The sequence below is a fragment of the Anaerococcoides asporogena genome (assembly GCF_029590275.1).
Classification (GTDB): Bacteria; Bacillota; Clostridia; order Clostridiales; family Clostridiaceae; genus JG1575.
The window spans coordinates 2,656,248-2,672,353 of record NZ_CP120965.1; the positions used below are offsets into that span (position 1 = coordinate 2,656,248).

The 16,106-nt window shown below is 50.1% G+C and carries 15 protein-coding genes; 6 read left to right on the forward strand and 9 right to left on the reverse strand.

Features of this window, described 5'->3' with window-relative positions:
* Positions 1-117: 117 nt before the first annotated feature.
* From P6M73_RS12195 to P6M73_RS12205, 3 genes are all read right to left on the reverse strand, one after another.
* Positions 118-921 carry a ribonuclease H family protein gene (locus P6M73_RS12195; RefSeq protein ID WP_277853324.1) on the reverse strand — a complete coding sequence of 268 codons (804 nt, stop codon included), beginning with the start codon at positions 919-921 and terminating at the stop codon, positions 118-120.
* A 91-nt stretch (positions 922-1,012) separates the two neighbouring features.
* On the reverse strand, positions 1,013-2,098 hold the full coding sequence (locus P6M73_RS12200; RefSeq protein WP_277853325.1) for a YkvA family protein: 1,086 nt from the start codon (positions 2,096-2,098) through the stop codon (positions 1,013-1,015).
* An 8-nt stretch (positions 2,099-2,106) separates the two neighbouring features.
* Entirely contained in the window at positions 2,107-2,697 is a 591-nt protein-coding gene (locus P6M73_RS12205) for a rhomboid family intramembrane serine protease (protein WP_277853326.1), read from the reverse strand.
* Positions 2,698-3,146: 449 nt separating this feature from the next.
* Here P6M73_RS12205 and P6M73_RS12210 point away from each other — a divergent pair, with 449 nt between their 5' ends.
* Positions 3,147-3,836, forward strand: a complete 690-nt coding sequence (locus P6M73_RS12210; RefSeq protein ID WP_277853327.1) for a metal ABC transporter ATP-binding protein — start codon at positions 3,147-3,149, stop codon at positions 3,834-3,836.
* Complete coding sequence (locus P6M73_RS12215) at positions 3,823-4,611, forward strand: metal ABC transporter permease (protein WP_277853328.1); 789 nt, start codon at positions 3,823-3,825, stop codon at positions 4,609-4,611. Before P6M73_RS12210 ends, P6M73_RS12215 begins: the two co-directional genes overlap by 14 nt.
* A gap of 132 nt (positions 4,612-4,743) precedes the next feature.
* Here P6M73_RS12215 and P6M73_RS12220 read toward each other — a convergent pair whose 3' ends face one another.
* Positions 4,744-5,214 carry a Fur family transcriptional regulator gene (locus tag P6M73_RS12220; RefSeq protein WP_277853329.1) on the reverse strand — a complete coding sequence of 157 codons (471 nt, stop codon included), beginning with the start codon at positions 5,212-5,214 and terminating at the stop codon, positions 4,744-4,746.
* Positions 5,215-5,598: 384 nt separating this feature from the next.
* Positions 5,599-6,144, reverse strand: coding sequence for a manganese efflux pump MntP (locus P6M73_RS12225; protein WP_277853330.1), 546 nt, complete (start codon positions 6,142-6,144; stop codon positions 5,599-5,601).
* A gap of 384 nt (positions 6,145-6,528) precedes the next feature.
* Here P6M73_RS12225 and P6M73_RS12230 point away from each other — a divergent pair, with 384 nt between their 5' ends.
* Positions 6,529-7,716, forward strand: coding sequence for an IS110 family RNA-guided transposase (locus tag P6M73_RS12230; RefSeq protein WP_277853331.1), 1,188 nt, complete (start codon positions 6,529-6,531; stop codon positions 7,714-7,716).
* Between the two features lie 435 nt (positions 7,717-8,151).
* The gene (locus P6M73_RS12235) at positions 8,152-10,071 is read left to right on the forward strand and encodes an ABC-F family ATP-binding cassette domain-containing protein (protein WP_277853332.1); all 1,920 of its coding nucleotides are present in this window, start codon (positions 8,152-8,154) and stop codon (positions 10,069-10,071) included.
* 151 nt (positions 10,072-10,222) lie between these two features.
* Here P6M73_RS12235 and pdo read toward each other — a convergent pair whose 3' ends face one another.
* From pdo to tsaD, 3 genes are all read right to left on the reverse strand, one after another.
* Complete coding sequence (gene pdo / locus P6M73_RS12240) at positions 10,223-10,870, reverse strand: protein disulfide oxidoreductase (RefSeq protein WP_277853333.1); 648 nt, start codon at positions 10,868-10,870, stop codon at positions 10,223-10,225.
* Between the two features lie 414 nt (positions 10,871-11,284).
* On the reverse strand, positions 11,285-12,514 hold the full coding sequence (locus P6M73_RS12245) for a S1C family serine protease (RefSeq protein WP_277853334.1): 1,230 nt from the start codon (positions 12,512-12,514) through the stop codon (positions 11,285-11,287).
* Positions 12,515-12,613: 99 nt separating this feature from the next.
* Positions 12,614-13,630 (reverse strand): tRNA (adenosine(37)-N6)-threonylcarbamoyltransferase complex transferase subunit TsaD, encoded by a 1,017-nt coding sequence (gene tsaD / locus P6M73_RS12250; RefSeq protein ID WP_277853335.1) that lies wholly within the window; start codon positions 13,628-13,630, stop codon positions 12,614-12,616.
* Between the two features lie 147 nt (positions 13,631-13,777).
* Here tsaD and P6M73_RS12255 point away from each other — a divergent pair, with 147 nt between their 5' ends.
* Both P6M73_RS12255 and P6M73_RS12260 read left to right on the forward strand, forming a co-directional pair.
* Positions 13,778-14,491 carry a RusA family crossover junction endodeoxyribonuclease gene (locus P6M73_RS12255; RefSeq protein ID WP_277853336.1) on the forward strand — a complete coding sequence of 238 codons (714 nt, stop codon included), beginning with the start codon at positions 13,778-13,780 and terminating at the stop codon, positions 14,489-14,491.
* A gap of 11 nt (positions 14,492-14,502) precedes the next feature.
* Complete coding sequence (locus P6M73_RS12260) at positions 14,503-15,060, forward strand: GNAT family N-acetyltransferase (protein ID WP_277853337.1); 558 nt, start codon at positions 14,503-14,505, stop codon at positions 15,058-15,060.
* A gap of 91 nt (positions 15,061-15,151) precedes the next feature.
* On the opposite strand, the gene P6M73_RS12265 is transcribed toward P6M73_RS12260, so the two are convergent.
* The gene (locus tag P6M73_RS12265) at positions 15,152-16,090 is read right to left on the reverse strand and encodes an NAD(P)/FAD-dependent oxidoreductase (protein WP_277853338.1); all 939 of its coding nucleotides are present in this window, start codon (positions 16,088-16,090) and stop codon (positions 15,152-15,154) included.
* Positions 16,091-16,106: the final 16 nt, after the last annotated feature.

The window sequence follows — 16,106 nt, forward strand, 5'->3', positions numbered from 1 at the left end:
GTATATCAAAACCATCCGGCACTGACATTTTCCAGTGGCAGATGTCCTGCTGCCGGAGGTTCTTCAGCCTTTGGTTCACGCTTCGTTTGTTTCCTGGATGGGGACAGATTTCCTAGCTCAGTCCTTATTTCTGGCAGATTCATTCAGAACCGCCTGTTTGGCCAGTTCATCCGCCAGATCATTCATGGCGTCTCCGGAATGGCCCTTCACCTTTCGAAACGTCAGACTCAGCCGGGGACGAACCGATCGAACAAATTCATGATAGCCCCGGGTCAGATCATTGTTCCGTTTCCAGGTTCCGATGGCCCAGCTTTCGATGCCCTGATAGTCAAAATGCAGGACCAGTGAGCGGGCACCTGCGGCCATGGCATACTGCATTGCCTTGACCGCTCCCAGCACCTCTCCGGCCACATTGCGCATAGCAACATATTCAGGCCGGGAGCCGGTCCCTGAAAGGGTTTTAATGACCCGGTCTCCGGCAAGGATGACCACGCCATAGCCATAGACGCTGTGTCCCTGCCGGAAGGAACCATCCACATAAGCGACCAGATGATCCGCCTGGAGAGCTGCCCCGGACTCTGAAGCGGTTATTTCTGGTTCTCCAGGGAATGGCTCCGCCTGTCCGGAGAGGCTGTCAGCTCCGGTCAGGCCTTCCGGTGAGCCTTCTTTCTCCCGGGCACCGGCCTGGCTGGATCGGGTCTGTTCCGACTCGGCCCGGACTGACGCATGCTCGGGGAACACCTGGATCTGATCGGCGGGAATACCCAATTCCTTCAGAAAGTGTGCTGCCAGGTCCCGGCTCGGGAATGATTTAAATTTCACGCCGGAAATTCCCCGGACATTCTGCTCCGTCTGACCCCAGTCGGTATAAATGCCGGATCCCTCCCGGCCCTTGGCCACTGCATAGTATTTTTTCGCCATATAACCTCTTCCATGGAAAAGGCACCCTGTCAGCGGATGCCTTTTCGGTTCACTTTACATTCTATTATACATGAATTTTTTCCGGTTTGATTCAGATCTCCACAGAAGTGGGAACCACCGGATTCTTGAAGTAAAAATCATCATCCTGGTATGCGCCGAACTTTTCATCCAGTTTTTCGTCCACCAGATCATAGACCCGCTCAATGTTGGATGATCCGGTCATGCCCATGATTTTTCCGATGTTGTCCTTCACAAACTTCAATGTTTTCAGATCTCCGGACCAATGCTCCACGACAATGGGCAGCGGAATTCGATTCGTCAGATGATTCACGCCGAATACGAACAGCGCCAGATCATCAATGGCTCCTAAAACCGGGAACTTGTCCGGTATGATGTCAATGGGAGACAGGAAGTAGCCCAGACTCAGACCGATGATCCATTTATCCTTAGCCAGAACGCGCCGGTCTCTCATGACCCGGTAGCCCAGAACCAGAAGGTCCGGCAGGGCGGCAATATATTCGTAGTGTTTCTTATAATCCAGCGGCACCCGTTTGTAAAGATCACGGCGAAGCCTTGAATACTCATCCTCAGCCGGTTCGATGCTGGCCAGATTAATGTTGAAATTCTCCATTTGTCTGGCTTCAACGACAGCCTGATTAACCGCTTCCACTTCGGCAGCTGCCGCAGCCGCTTCCTGGGCGGCTTTGTCTGCCTGCATGGCCTTGACATCGGCCTGGATGCCGGACACCTTAACCGCCAGCAGTCCATTCTCCATGATGATGTTGTCAATCATGACATGAACGTGGGGCACTTTCTGAAGTGCGTCATCCACATCCACCTGAATGTGACCGTCCTGATAGGTGATGCCAAGATCCTTGGCCTTCTTCATGGCAAAGGCCAGAGCCGCTGAGAGCACTGCATTCGGAATGCCCAGCCTGAGAACCTTGATCTTCTCAATCCGGATCCGGATTACATTATTGGCAACTGATGCCACATGCACACTGGCAAAGAATGGGATGTCGATAATTTTATGGTAATTGGCCGTTACTTCGATGGAGTTGTTTTTAAACTCCACGTTGTTGACTGTCAGCCCTTCGACCTGGACAAACTCCCGGATATTCTCCATCAGATCGGTCTCTGACATCGTAGTTGTGACTGATGTTACTTTTGCGCTCATGTTACGATTTACCTCCTGCCCGGTTTAATGAATAGTGATAAGAGGAAGCCGGCGGCCAGGCCACCCAGGTGACCATAGTTGTCGATCCCCGAACCCGGCTGGAAACCCCAGGCCAGGTTGATGCCGGCAATCACCAGCAAGTTCAGCAGGGCACCACTGCGGAACATTTCCCGATTTTTCCAAACATAGCCGATCAGTGCGCCCAGCAGGCCGAAGATGGCCCCGGAAGCGCCGATGCTGACGGTGTCTTCATGCATCAGATGGGAGAGCAGTGAACCGCCCAGCCCTGATACCATATACAAAATAAAATACTTCCACTTTGGCAGCATCCGTTCGAGATTGGACCCCAATGCCCACAGCGAATACATGTTGAACGCCAAATGCTGAATATCGCCATGCAGAAACATGGCCGTTACCAGGCGATAATACTCTCCTGCTTCCACCAGCGGCTTATAATTGCCCCCGAGGTATACCAGAACCAGCGGATGGATGTTCGTTGACTCCGACAACCAGGCTGAATAGAGGAATGCCGCCAGATTGATGATAATCAGACCCACGGTGATTCCGATCCCCCGGGATCTGTTCTTCCATTGATTCATTCCGTTTTGCTTATCTCCTCGATCGGGATCCTAAGACGTCTCCCTTTACCTACTATATTAAAGGAATCCGTCGGGTAAATACAGGGAAAGGCCTGATATTTCGGATATTCGTTACATAAAATTCAATATCTCCGAACTACCTGCTGCCTCTTTGGTCCTGTTTCTCCCTGAAAGTGCTTCACCCAAGGAAAGTCCTTGAACGTGCTCGGTCCCACCTGTTCCCTCATTTTCGAGTCGAGATGATGCAAATCATTTGCATTTTAAAGGCTGTATGTCCTATAATTTTTTTGAATAGAGTCCTTGGAAGCGAACAGATCATTCATAAGCTCAGAACACCCGGACTGCGGATTCCTGCCGGAAATGAGCCTGATCCTGCCACCGTGCTTTATACCTGAACAAACTTTGAAAAAAGCGGTTGACTGCAGTCATTCCGCCTTGAAGGGAAATCCATGGAAATCCGAAATCTTGAATTCAACTATGAACCGGGATCACCGGTTCTGATCCATGATCTGAACCTGACCATTGCACCCGGAGTATTCCTGACTGTCCTGGGCGAAAACGGGTCTGCCAAGTCAACCCTGATCAAGCTGATGCTGGGTCTGCTCAAACCCGTCAAGGGAGAGATCCGCCGGACCTTATCCAAAATTGGTTACGTGCCGCAAAAGAAAGACAAGTTTAATATGCGCTTTCCCATTACTGTGCGCGAAATGCTCGCGATCCACATGGCCAGGGGTTGCCAGGGTTCCCCGGAAACGTATCTGGCCATGGTAGAAATGGAGGATCAGGCGGAAGCACTGTTCGGAGAGCTCTCCGGGGGTCAGCAGCAGCGGGTTCTGATCGCCCGGGCAATTTCTGCCTGTCCGGATCTTTTGATTCTGGATGAGCCGCTGACCGGTATTGACAGTCACTCCCGCGAAGTCATCCGCCATTTGCTCCTGAAACTGAATCAGGAAGGCCTGACGATTGTCTCCATTGAACATGATGTAGCATTTGCCCTGCATCACTCGACTCATATTCTGACCATGAAGGAAAACCAGGTCCGATGGTTTACCGTTGAGGAGTATAAAAACCAAATCGGCCACGATGACCGGGACAATTTTTTACATCACCTGGAGGAACATTCCCATGCTGCAATATGATTTCATGAGAAACGCCCTGGCGGCCGGATTCCTGATCGCCCTGCTCTGTCCGGTGATCGGTTCCTTCCTCGTACTCAAACGGTTTTCCATGATGGGCGACACCTTGTCCCATTCCGCTTTCGCCGGCGTCGCACTGGGTGCGTTCTTCGGGTTGAATCCCTCCGTCGCCTCTTTGATCTACACGCTGCTGGCAGCGCTATTGATTGAGTACCTGCGCAACCGGTTTAAAAGTTACGAAGAGGTCGTGATGTCCATTGTCATGACGTTCAATGTCGGCCTGGCCATTATCCTGGCTTCACGCGGGAGCAGCGCCAATATTGAATCGTTCCTTTTTGGTTCAATCCTCACAGTAGAACCCTCTGATCTTTTCCTGATCGCAGCAGTCACGCTGATCAGCCTGATCTTTATCCGAATCTTCTATTCGCAGCTGCTCTATATCACCTTTGATGAAGAAGGCGCGGAGATCTCGAAAATCCCGGTTGTGTCCCTGAATTACCTGTTCATGGCACTGACCGGAGCTACTGTCGGAGTCTCCATCCGGATTACCGGTCTCCTGGTGATTTCATCCATTCTGGTTCTGCCGGTGGCGGCAGCCTTGAATCTGAGAGCGGGCTTCCGCAAGACTCTGCTTTGGGCTGTTGGCTTTGGTCTGATCGCCGTCCTGTCCGGCCTGGTCCTCTCCTATTATCTGGATTCAGCCCCGGGGGGAACCATCGCCATCATGAGTGTCGCCGTCCTGTTATGTTCGTTCTTCCTTCGCCGAAAAACCGCATAACATTGCTCTTCACCGAGCCTAGGGCAATGCGTTGATCCTCTGTAAAACCAATGAAGAACCGCGTCGGATCCACAACAGTGATCCGACGCGGTTCTTCATTTAAGGATCCCGGCCTTCGCATGGGGAGTCCTGTTACTTTTGTTTTCTGCCGGAGGCTGAACCTTCCTTGTCCCCCTCAGAAGCTGTTTTCTCCAGCCGCTGGGAGCATTCTGCACAGATTCCCTTCAGTTCCAGCCGGTGTTCCATAATCGAGAATCCGGTTTCCCGGTTAATCAGCTCCTCGATCTTCACCATTGGACAGTCCAGATCCACCGTCTTATGACAGATTTCACAGGTCAGGCTGTGCATATGGTGATCCCGCTTCAGCACATAGTTATACTTCTTTTCTCCCAGGTCAAATTTATCAAGGACACTGATACTCTCCAGAAGCTCCAGCGTCCGATAGACGGTCGAGAGGTTGATGTACAGCTCACGATTTTCGGCTTCATCCCGGATGGACTCGGCATCCAGTCCATGATAGGACTGAGCAAGGATTTCCAGAATGGCTTCTCTGGGCTTTGTGATTTTCAGACCGTGTTTTTTGAGCAATTCCTGAACGTTCATCGATCTTTAGGCAAGGTTCCTCTCTTCCGATTACTGGGGGAAGAATGGTCTCTCATTGGTTACGAATGAATCGGTCCCCTTGCCGTTCTCCTTTCTATCATTATACCGGTCAGTGCAAATAATCAACTCATAGAAAACATAAAAAATGCATGGCAGAGTGAGTGACAAACAAAGCATGGGGAGATCGGAATACATTAAATGATTCCGAATGCAGCAATGCAGTGACTTTAATATCATCGGCTGTCCCATCCGAAACATCAGGGACGCCGCCGGTAGTCGAAGAAAGCAGTACTAAGGTACATGGGACCGGTTCCCAGACGGAAACAACCATGTCCCTCTTGACTTCTATTTGTAATTATAGCAGATTTTCCAATGGTTCCCGTCTTAGAGAAAAGCCATTCTCAAACCGAACACCAGCAGAATGGCTCCTCCAATGAAATCGGCGTATTTTGTTACGAGAGGGGCAGACTGAAGACGCTTGCTCAGCACGAATGCCAGGCTGACCAGAATCAGGGTGACAACTCCGATCAGGAGTCCATCCTGCAAAATGTACTCTCCTCTGGAGTACAACGCCGTAATGCCGACAATCATGGCGTCAATCGATACCGATACCCCGAGGACAATCTCCATGCCCGGCTTGATCAGAATGCATTCCTCTTTCTGCTGTGCACCCTCCCGGATCATCATAATGCCGACACCCAGTATTGCCAATCCTCCGATCAATGTCGGCACAGCGGCAATCTCCTGATTGATGAGCCGTCCCAAAGCAGCGCCTATAAAGGCAAAGGCAAACTGGAAGAACGCAAAGGACAACGCAAACCGCACTTTCTTCAGTCGATCCACCTGACAATTGATACCAATGGACAGCGCGACCCCACAAGCATCCATCGCCAGGGCTACCCCGATCAGCAGCACATTCCAACTATTCATTTGATTTCCCCCAATCGATCAAGAAGAAGCTGCAGCCAGCCTGTTTTTCTATCCAGCTATCAATTATAACAAGATCTGCCGAAAGAAAAAAGGGCTTCGCCAAGACTCCGGACATAGCACTCCCCCTCCTAGAATAATGTTGTAGTAGTTAATAGGTTTTTCGTAACTGTAATTAACTGCCATAATATAAGCATGCAGAGTGAGTGTCGCCGGCTCCCACCTTGAGGTTCTTCCTCGTTTATGAGAGTGGCGCCTCACCTCTTGCGGCAGTTCACGAATGAGCTGGATGTTGAGACTTTTGGGTCTTCTCCGTCTGTCCAAGGAGGTTGTGAGCCGCCGGAGCGTGAGGGTTCACCCTGTAAATCTTGATCTTAGAGGTGATCTATGTACTATCTGGGCATTGACATCGGCAAGAACAACCATGAAGCAGGTTTCATCAGGGAGGATGGCAGCCATGTGGGCAAGTCTCTGCGCTTCACAAACACCCAGGAGGGCTTCGAGAAGCTCACCCAGTTAATTCAGGATCGCCTCCCACAGGATGAAACCTTCTGCATCGGGATGGAAGCCACCGGCCATTACTGGCTGGCGCTTTACTCATTTCTGCATGAACAAGGCTATATTCTGCACGTGATCAATCCGATCCAATCCGACAGTCTTCGAAACTTCCACATCCGTCAACAGAAGACTGACGCGGTGGACTGCTTCTTGGTGGCCGAAGTCATCCGCTTTGGCAAGTTCACTGAAACTCACCTTGCGGATGAGGATATCCTGATCCTTCGCAATTTCGCTCGTTTTCGTGAATCTCTGAAAGACTCCTGCGCAAACTATAAACGACAAGTTATCACAGTCCTGGATCAGGTATTCCCGGAATATGACAAGCTCTTCTCGAATCTGTTTGGCCAAAGCTCCAAGGCCTTTCTAAAGACTTATGGAACTCCTGAACAGGCGATGGAGGTTGACACCGATTCTTTGGCTGATTTGCTTAATAAGGCCAGCAGAGGTCGTCACAGCGCCGATAGAGCGCAGCAGCTCAAAGAGGCTGCATCCCGGTCAGTTGGCGTTACCATCTGCTCGGATGCCTTTGCCTTTCAGCTGAAGATCCTGATTGAGCAGATTGAGTTCACAGAAGGCCAGCTTCATGAAATCGAAAATAAGATTGACACGCAGTTAAAGAAAATCAACTCCGTCATTCAGACGATCCCTGGTGTCGGGGCTGCTACTGGGGCTATGATCCTGGCGGAAATTGGAGACATCAATCGCTTCTCTACCCCAAAGAAGCTTGTCGCATTTGCAGGAATGGATCCCACCATGATGCAGTCCGGCAACTTCACCGGACTGCACAACCGACTCTCGAAGAAGGGCTCACCCTATCTTCGGCGGGCAGTGTGGATGGCTGCTGTATCCGCTTCCAGGCATGATCCGGTCTTCAAGGCCTTCTATGAGAAGAAACGATCCGAAGGGAAGTCCCATGGGACTGCCATCGGTGCTGTATCACGGAAACTACTGTACACCATCCACGCTGTACTGAAGGCTAATAAGCCGTATGAGGTTCATCTGGATACCATCTCATAAGCTAGCCATCATAACTCTCCGATAGCCCACATCCCTGTGGGTCTTGTTGGCGTGCACTTATTTTCCAGATAAATCTTTTTGGGGAATTTCTTTTCAAAATCACTACCTCATTCAATTTTCTTGACGATCCCTATTGACATTAAATAGCTGGTCTCATAATACTCATAATGAATACCCAGAATCGATACTCAGAATGAAATCCCAAGATGAAGACTCAGTATGAATTCCCAAAATGAAAACTCAGTATGAATTCCCAAAATGAAAACTTATTATCCTTCTGACACACTCTGGCAGAAGTTATCCTTTCCCGGCTATGCGTGGATACTGCATTTCCTTATTCACCCTGAATGGAGATCCTAGAACGGATCCGTGATTTTGTGCATTGCTCTCCGCCTTCTGTTATAATAATAAGGTTGAAAACAGGAGGCAGAAATCATGATCGCATTATCCTGCAAAGATATTAAAAAAGAATATGGAACGGATGTCATCCTGAGAAACATTTCCTTTACGATCAATGAAGGAGACAAAGTAGCGCTCATCGGAGCCAATGGCGTCGGAAAGTCGACTCTGTTCAAAATCCTCACGCGCCAGATCCAGCCTGATGAAGGGGAATACTATGTTGACCGCAATGCCACACTGGGTTATCTGGCGCAGAATCTGGACCTTGATTCCGACCGGACCATCTATGATGAAACCCTGAAAGTCTTTCAGAATCTCCTTGAAATGGAACAGACACTGATCCGCCTGGAAAATGACATGAAAACGGAGTGGACCGATGACAATCGCAGCTGGCATGAAGAGATTCAGAATCAGTATGCGAGCCTCCAGGACCTTTACCTGATCAAAGGCGGGCAAACCTATCGCGCCCAGCTTCATCGGGTGCTGACAGGGTTGGGTATCCCTCAGACGGACTGGAGCAAATCAATTTCGGTACTCTCCGGCGGTGAGAAAACACGGGTTGCCCTGGCCAAGCTCCTCTTAAGTGAACCTTCCATCATTCTGATGGATGAGCCAACCAATCATCTGGATCTGGCAGCCACCGAATGGCTGGAAGAATTTCTCAAGAGTTACAAAGGTACGCTTCTGGTCATTTCTCATGACCGTTATTTTCTCGATGCTGTGACAGATCACACCTATCTCATGCTGGAAGGTGAAGTGCTGTCCTATAACGCCTCCTATACCGGCTATCTTGAGCTTCACAAGAAAGCCTACGAAGTCCGGCTTAAGGCCTATGAGGCCCAGCAGGATGAGATCAGGCGGCAGGAAGCCATTATTGAGAAATACCGCCAGTTTAACCGGGAAAAGTCGATTCGGGCGGCCGAATCCCGTCAAAAGCGGCTCGATAAGATTCAACGGATCGAAGCTCCCAAAAAGGAAGGTCGTGCTGCCGGAATCCACTTCAAGGCAGGCTATGAATCGGGAAACGATGTACTGAATGTTGTCGACCTGGCCAAATCCTTTGATACCAAGTCCCTGTTTCGTCATGTCAGTTTCCTGATTCGAAAGGGTGACAAGATCGCACTGATCGGTGAAAACGGGCGCGGCAAGACTACACTGTTTCAAATGATCCGAGGCCTGATCACACCTGATCATGGTTATACGGTCCTGGGGCGCAATGTATCCCTGGGATACTACGACCAGGAACAGGCCGACCTGGATCCCGAAAAAACGGTAATGGACGAGGTCTGGGATGAATTTCCAGAACTGACAACTACCGAACTTCGAACCGCCCTGGGCACCTACCTCTTCCGCGGCGATGATGTCTTTAAACCGATCAAACTTCTTTCAGGAGGAGAAAAGTGCCGTATCAATCTTCTGAAACTAATGCTGAGGGAAGATAATTTTCTTCTGCTCGATGAACCCACCAATCATTTGGATATCCCCTCGCGCGAAGCCCTGGAGGAATCCCTGATGGACTATGACGGAACGCTTTTTGTCATATCCCATGACCGTTATTTCCTCAACAAGGTCATTCACCGGATTTACGAGCTCCGTTCAGAAGGGATCAAGGAATATCTGGGCAACTACAGCTACTATGCGGAAAAACGGGAACCGGAAGCTGCTTCGACGGCGGTAAAAGCTGAAGAAAGCCAGTCCAATCAGGATCGAACGAGACGAAAAGTCAATCAGCGGGAAGAACGCAAAGCCCGGGTTCGTCTGCGCGAAGTGGAAGAAGCCATCGAAAGCAGCGAAGTAACCCTGGATGAACTCACCGCCAGCCTGGCAGAAAGTGATGTCTTCATGGATCCGAAGCGCATGAGAGAAGTCCAAACATCGATCGATCGAACCCACACGCAGCTGACTCAGCTGATGACCGAATGGGAAGAACTGCTGGCTGTCACCGAAGAAGAGTAACGGGCCAAAGCCGGTTTATATATCAAAAATCAAATCAACAGCCAAAATCCTGCCGAAGATCGGCAGGATTTTGGCTGTTGCGTTATTAGTTTATGATTTTACCGATCATACCAATTGATTTTGGGTGATCCCGACCTGCGCCAAACTTCGCTTACCGCTGGAGTTCCCTGATATGAGCCATAAAAGATTCAATCGGCTGATTGCCGACCAGATCCCGACCATCATTGAACACGATCTTGGGAACGGAAGAAACATTATGCTGCTGGGACAGTTCCGGGAACAGGTTGGCATCTATCATTTCTGCCTTGATCCGGCTATTTTCCATGGCCAGGCGATGGGCTTTGGAAACGGCTCCCGGACAGTGCGGGCAGGATAAGGTGACAAACACCTTGATGTTAATGTCCTTCTCCATCCCCTGAAGTTCCCGAACCAGTTCTTCCGGCAATTCTTCCTTTCCGCCGGATACGGCCATCAGGGCGTAGATAAAGGAATTAATCTCATGACCAGCCGGCAATCCATAAAACTGAATCCCGTGGTCCACTCCGCCTTCTCCCATAACGGTGAATCCGGGAGCCCGAACGATTCCCAGCTGATCCGCTTTTGCCTGATCCTCCGGCAGCCGGTTGACTGTCAATTGAATCTGATCGCTGAGTTCGGCAATCTCACTCAAAAAGTCCTCCACTTCCTGAACCGCGGGTTCATCCTTGGCGGTAAAGAATTCGATGGTCACGGGTTGGACCATTCCACTGAATATTTCTTTTAACTGTCCTCTGATTTCGTCATTAAACATATTGCTCATTTTTTTCTCCTTGCATTTGAATCATTTCGGGGACCCTACTTGAATTATGTCCCGTTCAAGCTATGAGCATAGTATAACATCCCATTTTATCTAATTCAAGTACCGTCCCTATATTTTATGCAATCTTTTTTAGGTGTCTTGATCCAGATTCATCTCAGAAGGAGTCCCCGGCGATCCGAGTCATTCGGCAGGAACCCGATCATAATTTTCCTGACTCCAAATCGATCCGGTCGGTTAATTCCTGCCACCGCTGCATCTCATGATCAGGCAAGACCGAAATGATACCTGCAGCTCATATAATGCAAAAAGCTGCCGGATCCGGCAGCTTTTGCTATCTAACTAAGGTATATTCTTGTTCACTGCCCCGCGGTCCATTACTCCGTGGTCGATTGCGTCACCCTGGCTTCGAGCGAATCAGGGTCGGGCCGTCAGTTCCAGTTCAAGTGTCAGCAGGTCGTTGCCTCGCTTAATCTCCATCCTGATCTTTTCGCCGGGATCGTGACGCTCCCGGATATCGTTCATCTGGCTGGTCTTCAGGATTTCCCTGCCATCAAAGGTCAGAATGATATCTTTTTCCTGAAGACCGGCTTTCTCCGCCGGAGATAATTTATCCACCGCGATCACAACGACGCCATTGCTGATGTTGAGGGCTTCCAGCGCTTCCGGATTGAGATCTTTGGCAGTAAACCCGGTGTACAGTGGTACTCTGGATAAGTAGGTCAGCTTTTCCTTCAGGATATTGATGGGAATAGCGAATCCGATTCCCTGTACATCATCGGACATTTTTGCCGTATTGATTCCAATGACTTCCCCCCTGGCATTGAATAAGGGTCCGCCCGAATTCCCCTCATTGATGGCGGCATCGGTCTGAAGATAACTGATGACAGAATCGCCAATATAGACATTGCGGTCTTTTCCGGAAATGATTCCACTGGTCACAGTTCCGGCAAAATTTCTCGAGACCGGACTGCCAATGGCAACCACCTGTTCTCCGACCGTAATGGTATCTGAATTTCCTACTGTCACAATTCCAGGAAGCGAAATCCGATTATCAATTTTAATGATTGCAAGATCAGTGTCCCGATCTGAATTGATCTCCTTGGCAGATACCTCACGGCCGTCAGCCAGAATCACGGTGATGGTGTCCGCTCCGCCAATCACATGCTGATTGGTGGCGATCATTCCATCGCGGTTCAAAATAAATCCACTGCCGATAAAATTGCGCATCTCGTTTTCAGATTCTGTGTCTCTGATTTTGGTCACAATGGTTACCACTGAACTTTTGTACTGGGCTACAATTTCGGATACCGTCATATCGGGATCATCGCTGGTCTCCTCAATAATCGCTTTTTGCGCTTCAATGGCCTTCAGCTGCTTGGAGACATCGCTCATAATGCCTTCTGAAGCCTCCCTGGCCGCCAACTGGGCATGTTCCTCAATGTACTTTCCCAGCGCGGAGTCATGGAACAAAGCGGTATTCGGCAATAAAAAAATCGCCAGCCAAAGTCCCATCAGCAGGCCGACCAGACCTGTCGTCAAAGTCGTAATGAGGTGATAGCCCATTTTTCGGGGGACTCGGATCCTTTCAGTCGGTTGAGGATCCGGTCCGGTCATGTTGTTATTAATGTGATCTGGATCACCCATGGTCAACCCCTCCGATCCTATTATTCTCTCACTTCACATTTTAACTCATTCGATGCGGTTACTGGTGTCATTTTGGTTAAGTCCGGTTTGGTCCTGCAATTACAGCCGAAGTCCCAGGTTTGGCTCCGCATTGATGGATAAGGGAGATATATCTCCCGCCTGGAGCTGATAATACCCGGCGCTGGCAATCATCGCCGCATTATCAGTGCACAGTACGGCGGCGGGAAACAGGATCTCGATCCCCTGCTTCTTCCCTTCTTCCACCAGGTTGTGCCTCAGATAACTGTTTGAGGCAACTCCTCCGGCTACTGCGATTCTATGGTAGCCGCGATTCACCGCTACCTGCATGGCGTGATCAATGAGATTGAAGACCACGGCTTTCTGAAACGAAGCCGCCACGTCAGCTGGGACGATGGTCTCTCCCCGCTGAGCCGCGCTGTTGAGATAATTCAGAACCGCCGACTTGATGCCGGAAAATGAGAAATCCAGCGTTTCTTCATGGAATTTAGGACGTGAGAAGGCAATTGCGTCCTCGTTTCCCTTTCTGGCCAGCTGATCAATCTGCGGTCCGCCGGGATAGGGCAGTGACAGTGCCCGCGCGACTTTGTCAAAGGCTTCGCCCACCGCGTCATCCCGGGTTTTGGCTACTACGACATAATCCCGGTAGTTCCTGACCTCCACGATGAACGTGTGTCCCCCGGAAACAACCAGGCTGACAAACGGTGGTTCCAGCTCCGGATATTGAATGTAGTTGGCACTGATATGCCCTTCAATATGATTTACACCGATCAGAGGTTTACCCAGAGCAAACGCCAGTCCCTTGGCATATTGCAGCCCGACCAGCAGAGCTCCGACCAGCCCAGGCCCCCGAGTCACCGCGATGGCATCAAGGTCTTCCAGTGTCACTCCGGCTTCTTTCAGCGCAAGGTCCACAACACCGGTAATATTCTCTGTATGTTTCCTGGAAGCCATTTCCGGAACCACTCCCCCAAACTTGCGATGCAGCGGGATCTGGGAAGAGATGATATTGGACAGGACCTGGCGTCCGTTGCGCACGACACTCGCAGCCGTTTCATCACAGCTTGTCTCTATGCCCAGGATCAGTTGGTCTTCCATTTTGTATAATCACTCCTGTTCTAAATCTCAGTCAAATCGGAAAAGTCAGCTGACTGAGCCTGTTATGCTATAATCAAATCAAATCACTTGAATCATCTATAAGATGATAATTATACTCTGATTCCAAGTAAATGAAAAGGTGACGTCATGTCTGAATATGCCAAAGTAGTAGTGATGGGCTCCCCCATCACCAAATCGAATTTTAAGATGCACAATAAGAATGGCCGTGCGATCCTTCCGGACAACTCCGGCACCTATCACGACCGCTATGCCCTGTATGAGGAAAATATTGCCGCCTGTGCCCGGGCTCAGAATCCCGGAGTGACTTTTGAGGAGAGCCTCATAGCTGTTCTGAGGGTTTATTATAAAAGCGAGAAGCGGCACCCTGATACGAACAACATTACCAAGAGCATTTTCGACGGAGTTGAAAAATCCGGTCTGATTGTCAATGATGCTCAGGTTCGGCGCCTCATCATAGAGGAATACTACGACAAGGTGGAACCGCGCTTTGAACTGGAGCTTTTTGCAGAATCGGTCTTTCGGATGTCTTACGAAATCCGCCGCCATGACCAGTCCGAAGAACCAATCCTGTATCAGCCGGCCAGCAACAAAAAGCTGAACGGACTCCTTCCGGCCCGCGGATACACTGAGCGGGACCTGGCCAATATTCAGGCACTTTTGGAACAGAAGCAGCGCCAGAATCCGGCACAAGCGAAACCGATCCCGTCGCCAAAAGTGGTTCCGACTCACGAAGCGCTGCTTTGCAGCCTGTGCAGGAAGCCCGTAGCGGAAGGTAATTACATGAAGGCCGATGGCGGTAAGACCATCATCTGCAAGCGCTGTTTTAAAAAATTATATTAGGCAGGTTCACTATGACAACCAATTGTGACTCCATCTATCTCCGGGCATTGAAACCCAGTGACCTGGAGCAGCTTGAACAACTCAGTGAGGAAACGACTTTTCCTTTTCGCGCCGTTCCTCTGTCCAAAATCAGTGAACCACTCAGCGGATTTTCTGGTCCTGATCAATCAGCTTCCGTCCAATCGGACGAAACATTGCTCAGCTTCGCCATTATGAAGCATGACCATCTGGTCGGTCAGCTCACCTTGTGGGGCATCGATTTCTTAAAAGGACACTGCACCGTGACGATGGGGATTGCAGCCAAAGCGAATCGCCATCGGGGCATCGGAACCTGCGCTTTAATCATGGGACTGCGTTATGCGTTTTATTCGCTTGGCCTGCAGAAGGTAACCACCGATACCCTGAGTACTAATCAGGCCGCTCGCCGCTGTTTGAATAAAGTTGGCTTCATTCAGACCGGAACGGAACAAAGAGTGTTTCCCTTGGACAAAGATTTCATCGATCGGCTGCATTACCAGATGCAGCGATCCGATTTTGATCGGTTGTACCACTTTCCGCGGGAAAAATAAGATCATACCCCGTTTGTATTTTTCAGCATCAACCGGCGAAAAAAACGAGCCAGATATTGATCTCGCTCGTTTTATTTATTCTCCCGGATCCCTAGGATTCAGGGGACTCCGGTGGTTCAGGCTCAGCCAGGAAATCAATGACTTTCTGTGCCGTTTCAACGGCTCGCTTGTGGATGTCATGCAAATCAAAGGAGATTCGTTCGGCATTGCCGGTGATGAATACTCCCTGGTTTTCCGGATCGCGGCGGAAGCGCTTGTACAGTTCCCGCTGCGGTGACATGCCCACAGACAGCAGGATGGTGTCGCAGGACAGCTCCTTGGTTTTCTGAACGTCATCCCGGCTGCTGTTCCGTTCAATGGTCACGCCGGTGATCCGGTTCGTGCCAGTAATTTCTTTTATTGTGTACCCGAGTTCCGCCTTGATCTGAAACAATTCATGGAAACGGGCAAGCTTTTCATCCGGGAAATTCAGTTCGCGAACCTGATCGACGATGGTTACCTCGTCGGCTCCTTCCGTCTTTAGCAGCTTGGCCAGATAAAGACCAGTCCAGTCAGATCCGAAAATCACAATGCGGTTGCCCGGAAGGTAGCCCTGCTCCACAATAAACTTTCTGGCACTGCCAATACTGAAAATGCCGGATGTTCGCTTTGAGGTAAAGTTCAAGATACCGCGTGGCCGTTCCCTGGCTCCGGTGGCAATCACCAGCGCTCTGGTTCTCAGATAGCGCAGCCCTTTTTCCGGACTAAGAGCTTTGACCGTCTTATCTTTGTCAACGGACAGAACATGTGTCATTGGTTCATAGTCCACACCGTGCAGGATCAGTTTCTTCTTTAGATCATCTGCCATCTCCACCCCGGTGTAGCCTTCCAATTCATAAGATTCATCGACTTCGATAATCTCATTCAGAGTCCCGCCCAGATCTTCATTCAGGTCAAGGACCAAAATGTTTTTCAGGCCCTGTTCGCTCAGGGTCAGGGCGGTATACATGCCGGCGGGGCCGCCACCCACAATGATGACATCATAACCCATGTTCTGCACCTCGTTG

Excerpts from the sequence above, each read along its gene's own strand:
- P6M73_RS12210 (WP_277853327.1), top strand. The coding sequence starts at position 3,147 with ATGGAAATCCGAAATCTTGAATTCAACTATGAACCGGGATCACCGGTT.
- P6M73_RS12265 (WP_277853338.1), bottom strand. The coding sequence starts at position 16,090 with ATGGGTTATGATGTCATCATTGTGGGTGGCGGCCCCGCCGGCATGTAT.
- tsaD (WP_277853335.1), bottom strand. The coding sequence starts at position 13,630 with ATGGAAGACCAACTGATCCTGGGCATAGAGACAAGCTGTGATGAAACG.
- P6M73_RS12230 (WP_277853331.1), top strand. The coding sequence starts at position 6,529 with ATGTACTATCTGGGCATTGACATCGGCAAGAACAACCATGAAGCAGGT.
- P6M73_RS12205 (WP_277853326.1), bottom strand. The coding sequence starts at position 2,697 with ATGAATCAATGGAAGAACAGATCCCGGGGGATCGGAATCACCGTGGGT.
- P6M73_RS12215 (WP_277853328.1), top strand. The coding sequence starts at position 3,823 with ATGCTGCAATATGATTTCATGAGAAACGCCCTGGCGGCCGGATTCCTG.
- P6M73_RS12220 (WP_277853329.1), bottom strand. The coding sequence starts at position 5,214 with ATGAACGTTCAGGAATTGCTCAAAAAACACGGTCTGAAAATCACAAAG.
- P6M73_RS12255 (WP_277853336.1), top strand. The coding sequence starts at position 13,778 with ATGTCTGAATATGCCAAAGTAGTAGTGATGGGCTCCCCCATCACCAAA.
- P6M73_RS12245 (WP_277853334.1), bottom strand. The coding sequence starts at position 12,514 with ATGGGTGATCCAGATCACATTAATAACAACATGACCGGACCGGATCCT.
- P6M73_RS12195 (WP_277853324.1), bottom strand. The coding sequence starts at position 921 with ATGGCGAAAAAATACTATGCAGTGGCCAAGGGCCGGGAGGGATCCGGC.
- P6M73_RS12225 (WP_277853330.1), bottom strand. The coding sequence starts at position 6,144 with ATGAATAGTTGGAATGTGCTGCTGATCGGGGTAGCCCTGGCGATGGAT.
- P6M73_RS12200 (WP_277853325.1), bottom strand. The coding sequence starts at position 2,098 with ATGAGCGCAAAAGTAACATCAGTCACAACTACGATGTCAGAGACCGAT.
- P6M73_RS12260 (WP_277853337.1), top strand. The coding sequence starts at position 14,503 with ATGACAACCAATTGTGACTCCATCTATCTCCGGGCATTGAAACCCAGT.
- pdo (WP_277853333.1), bottom strand. The coding sequence starts at position 10,870 with ATGAGCAATATGTTTAATGACGAAATCAGAGGACAGTTAAAAGAAATA.
- P6M73_RS12235 (WP_277853332.1), top strand. The coding sequence starts at position 8,152 with ATGATCGCATTATCCTGCAAAGATATTAAAAAAGAATATGGAACGGAT.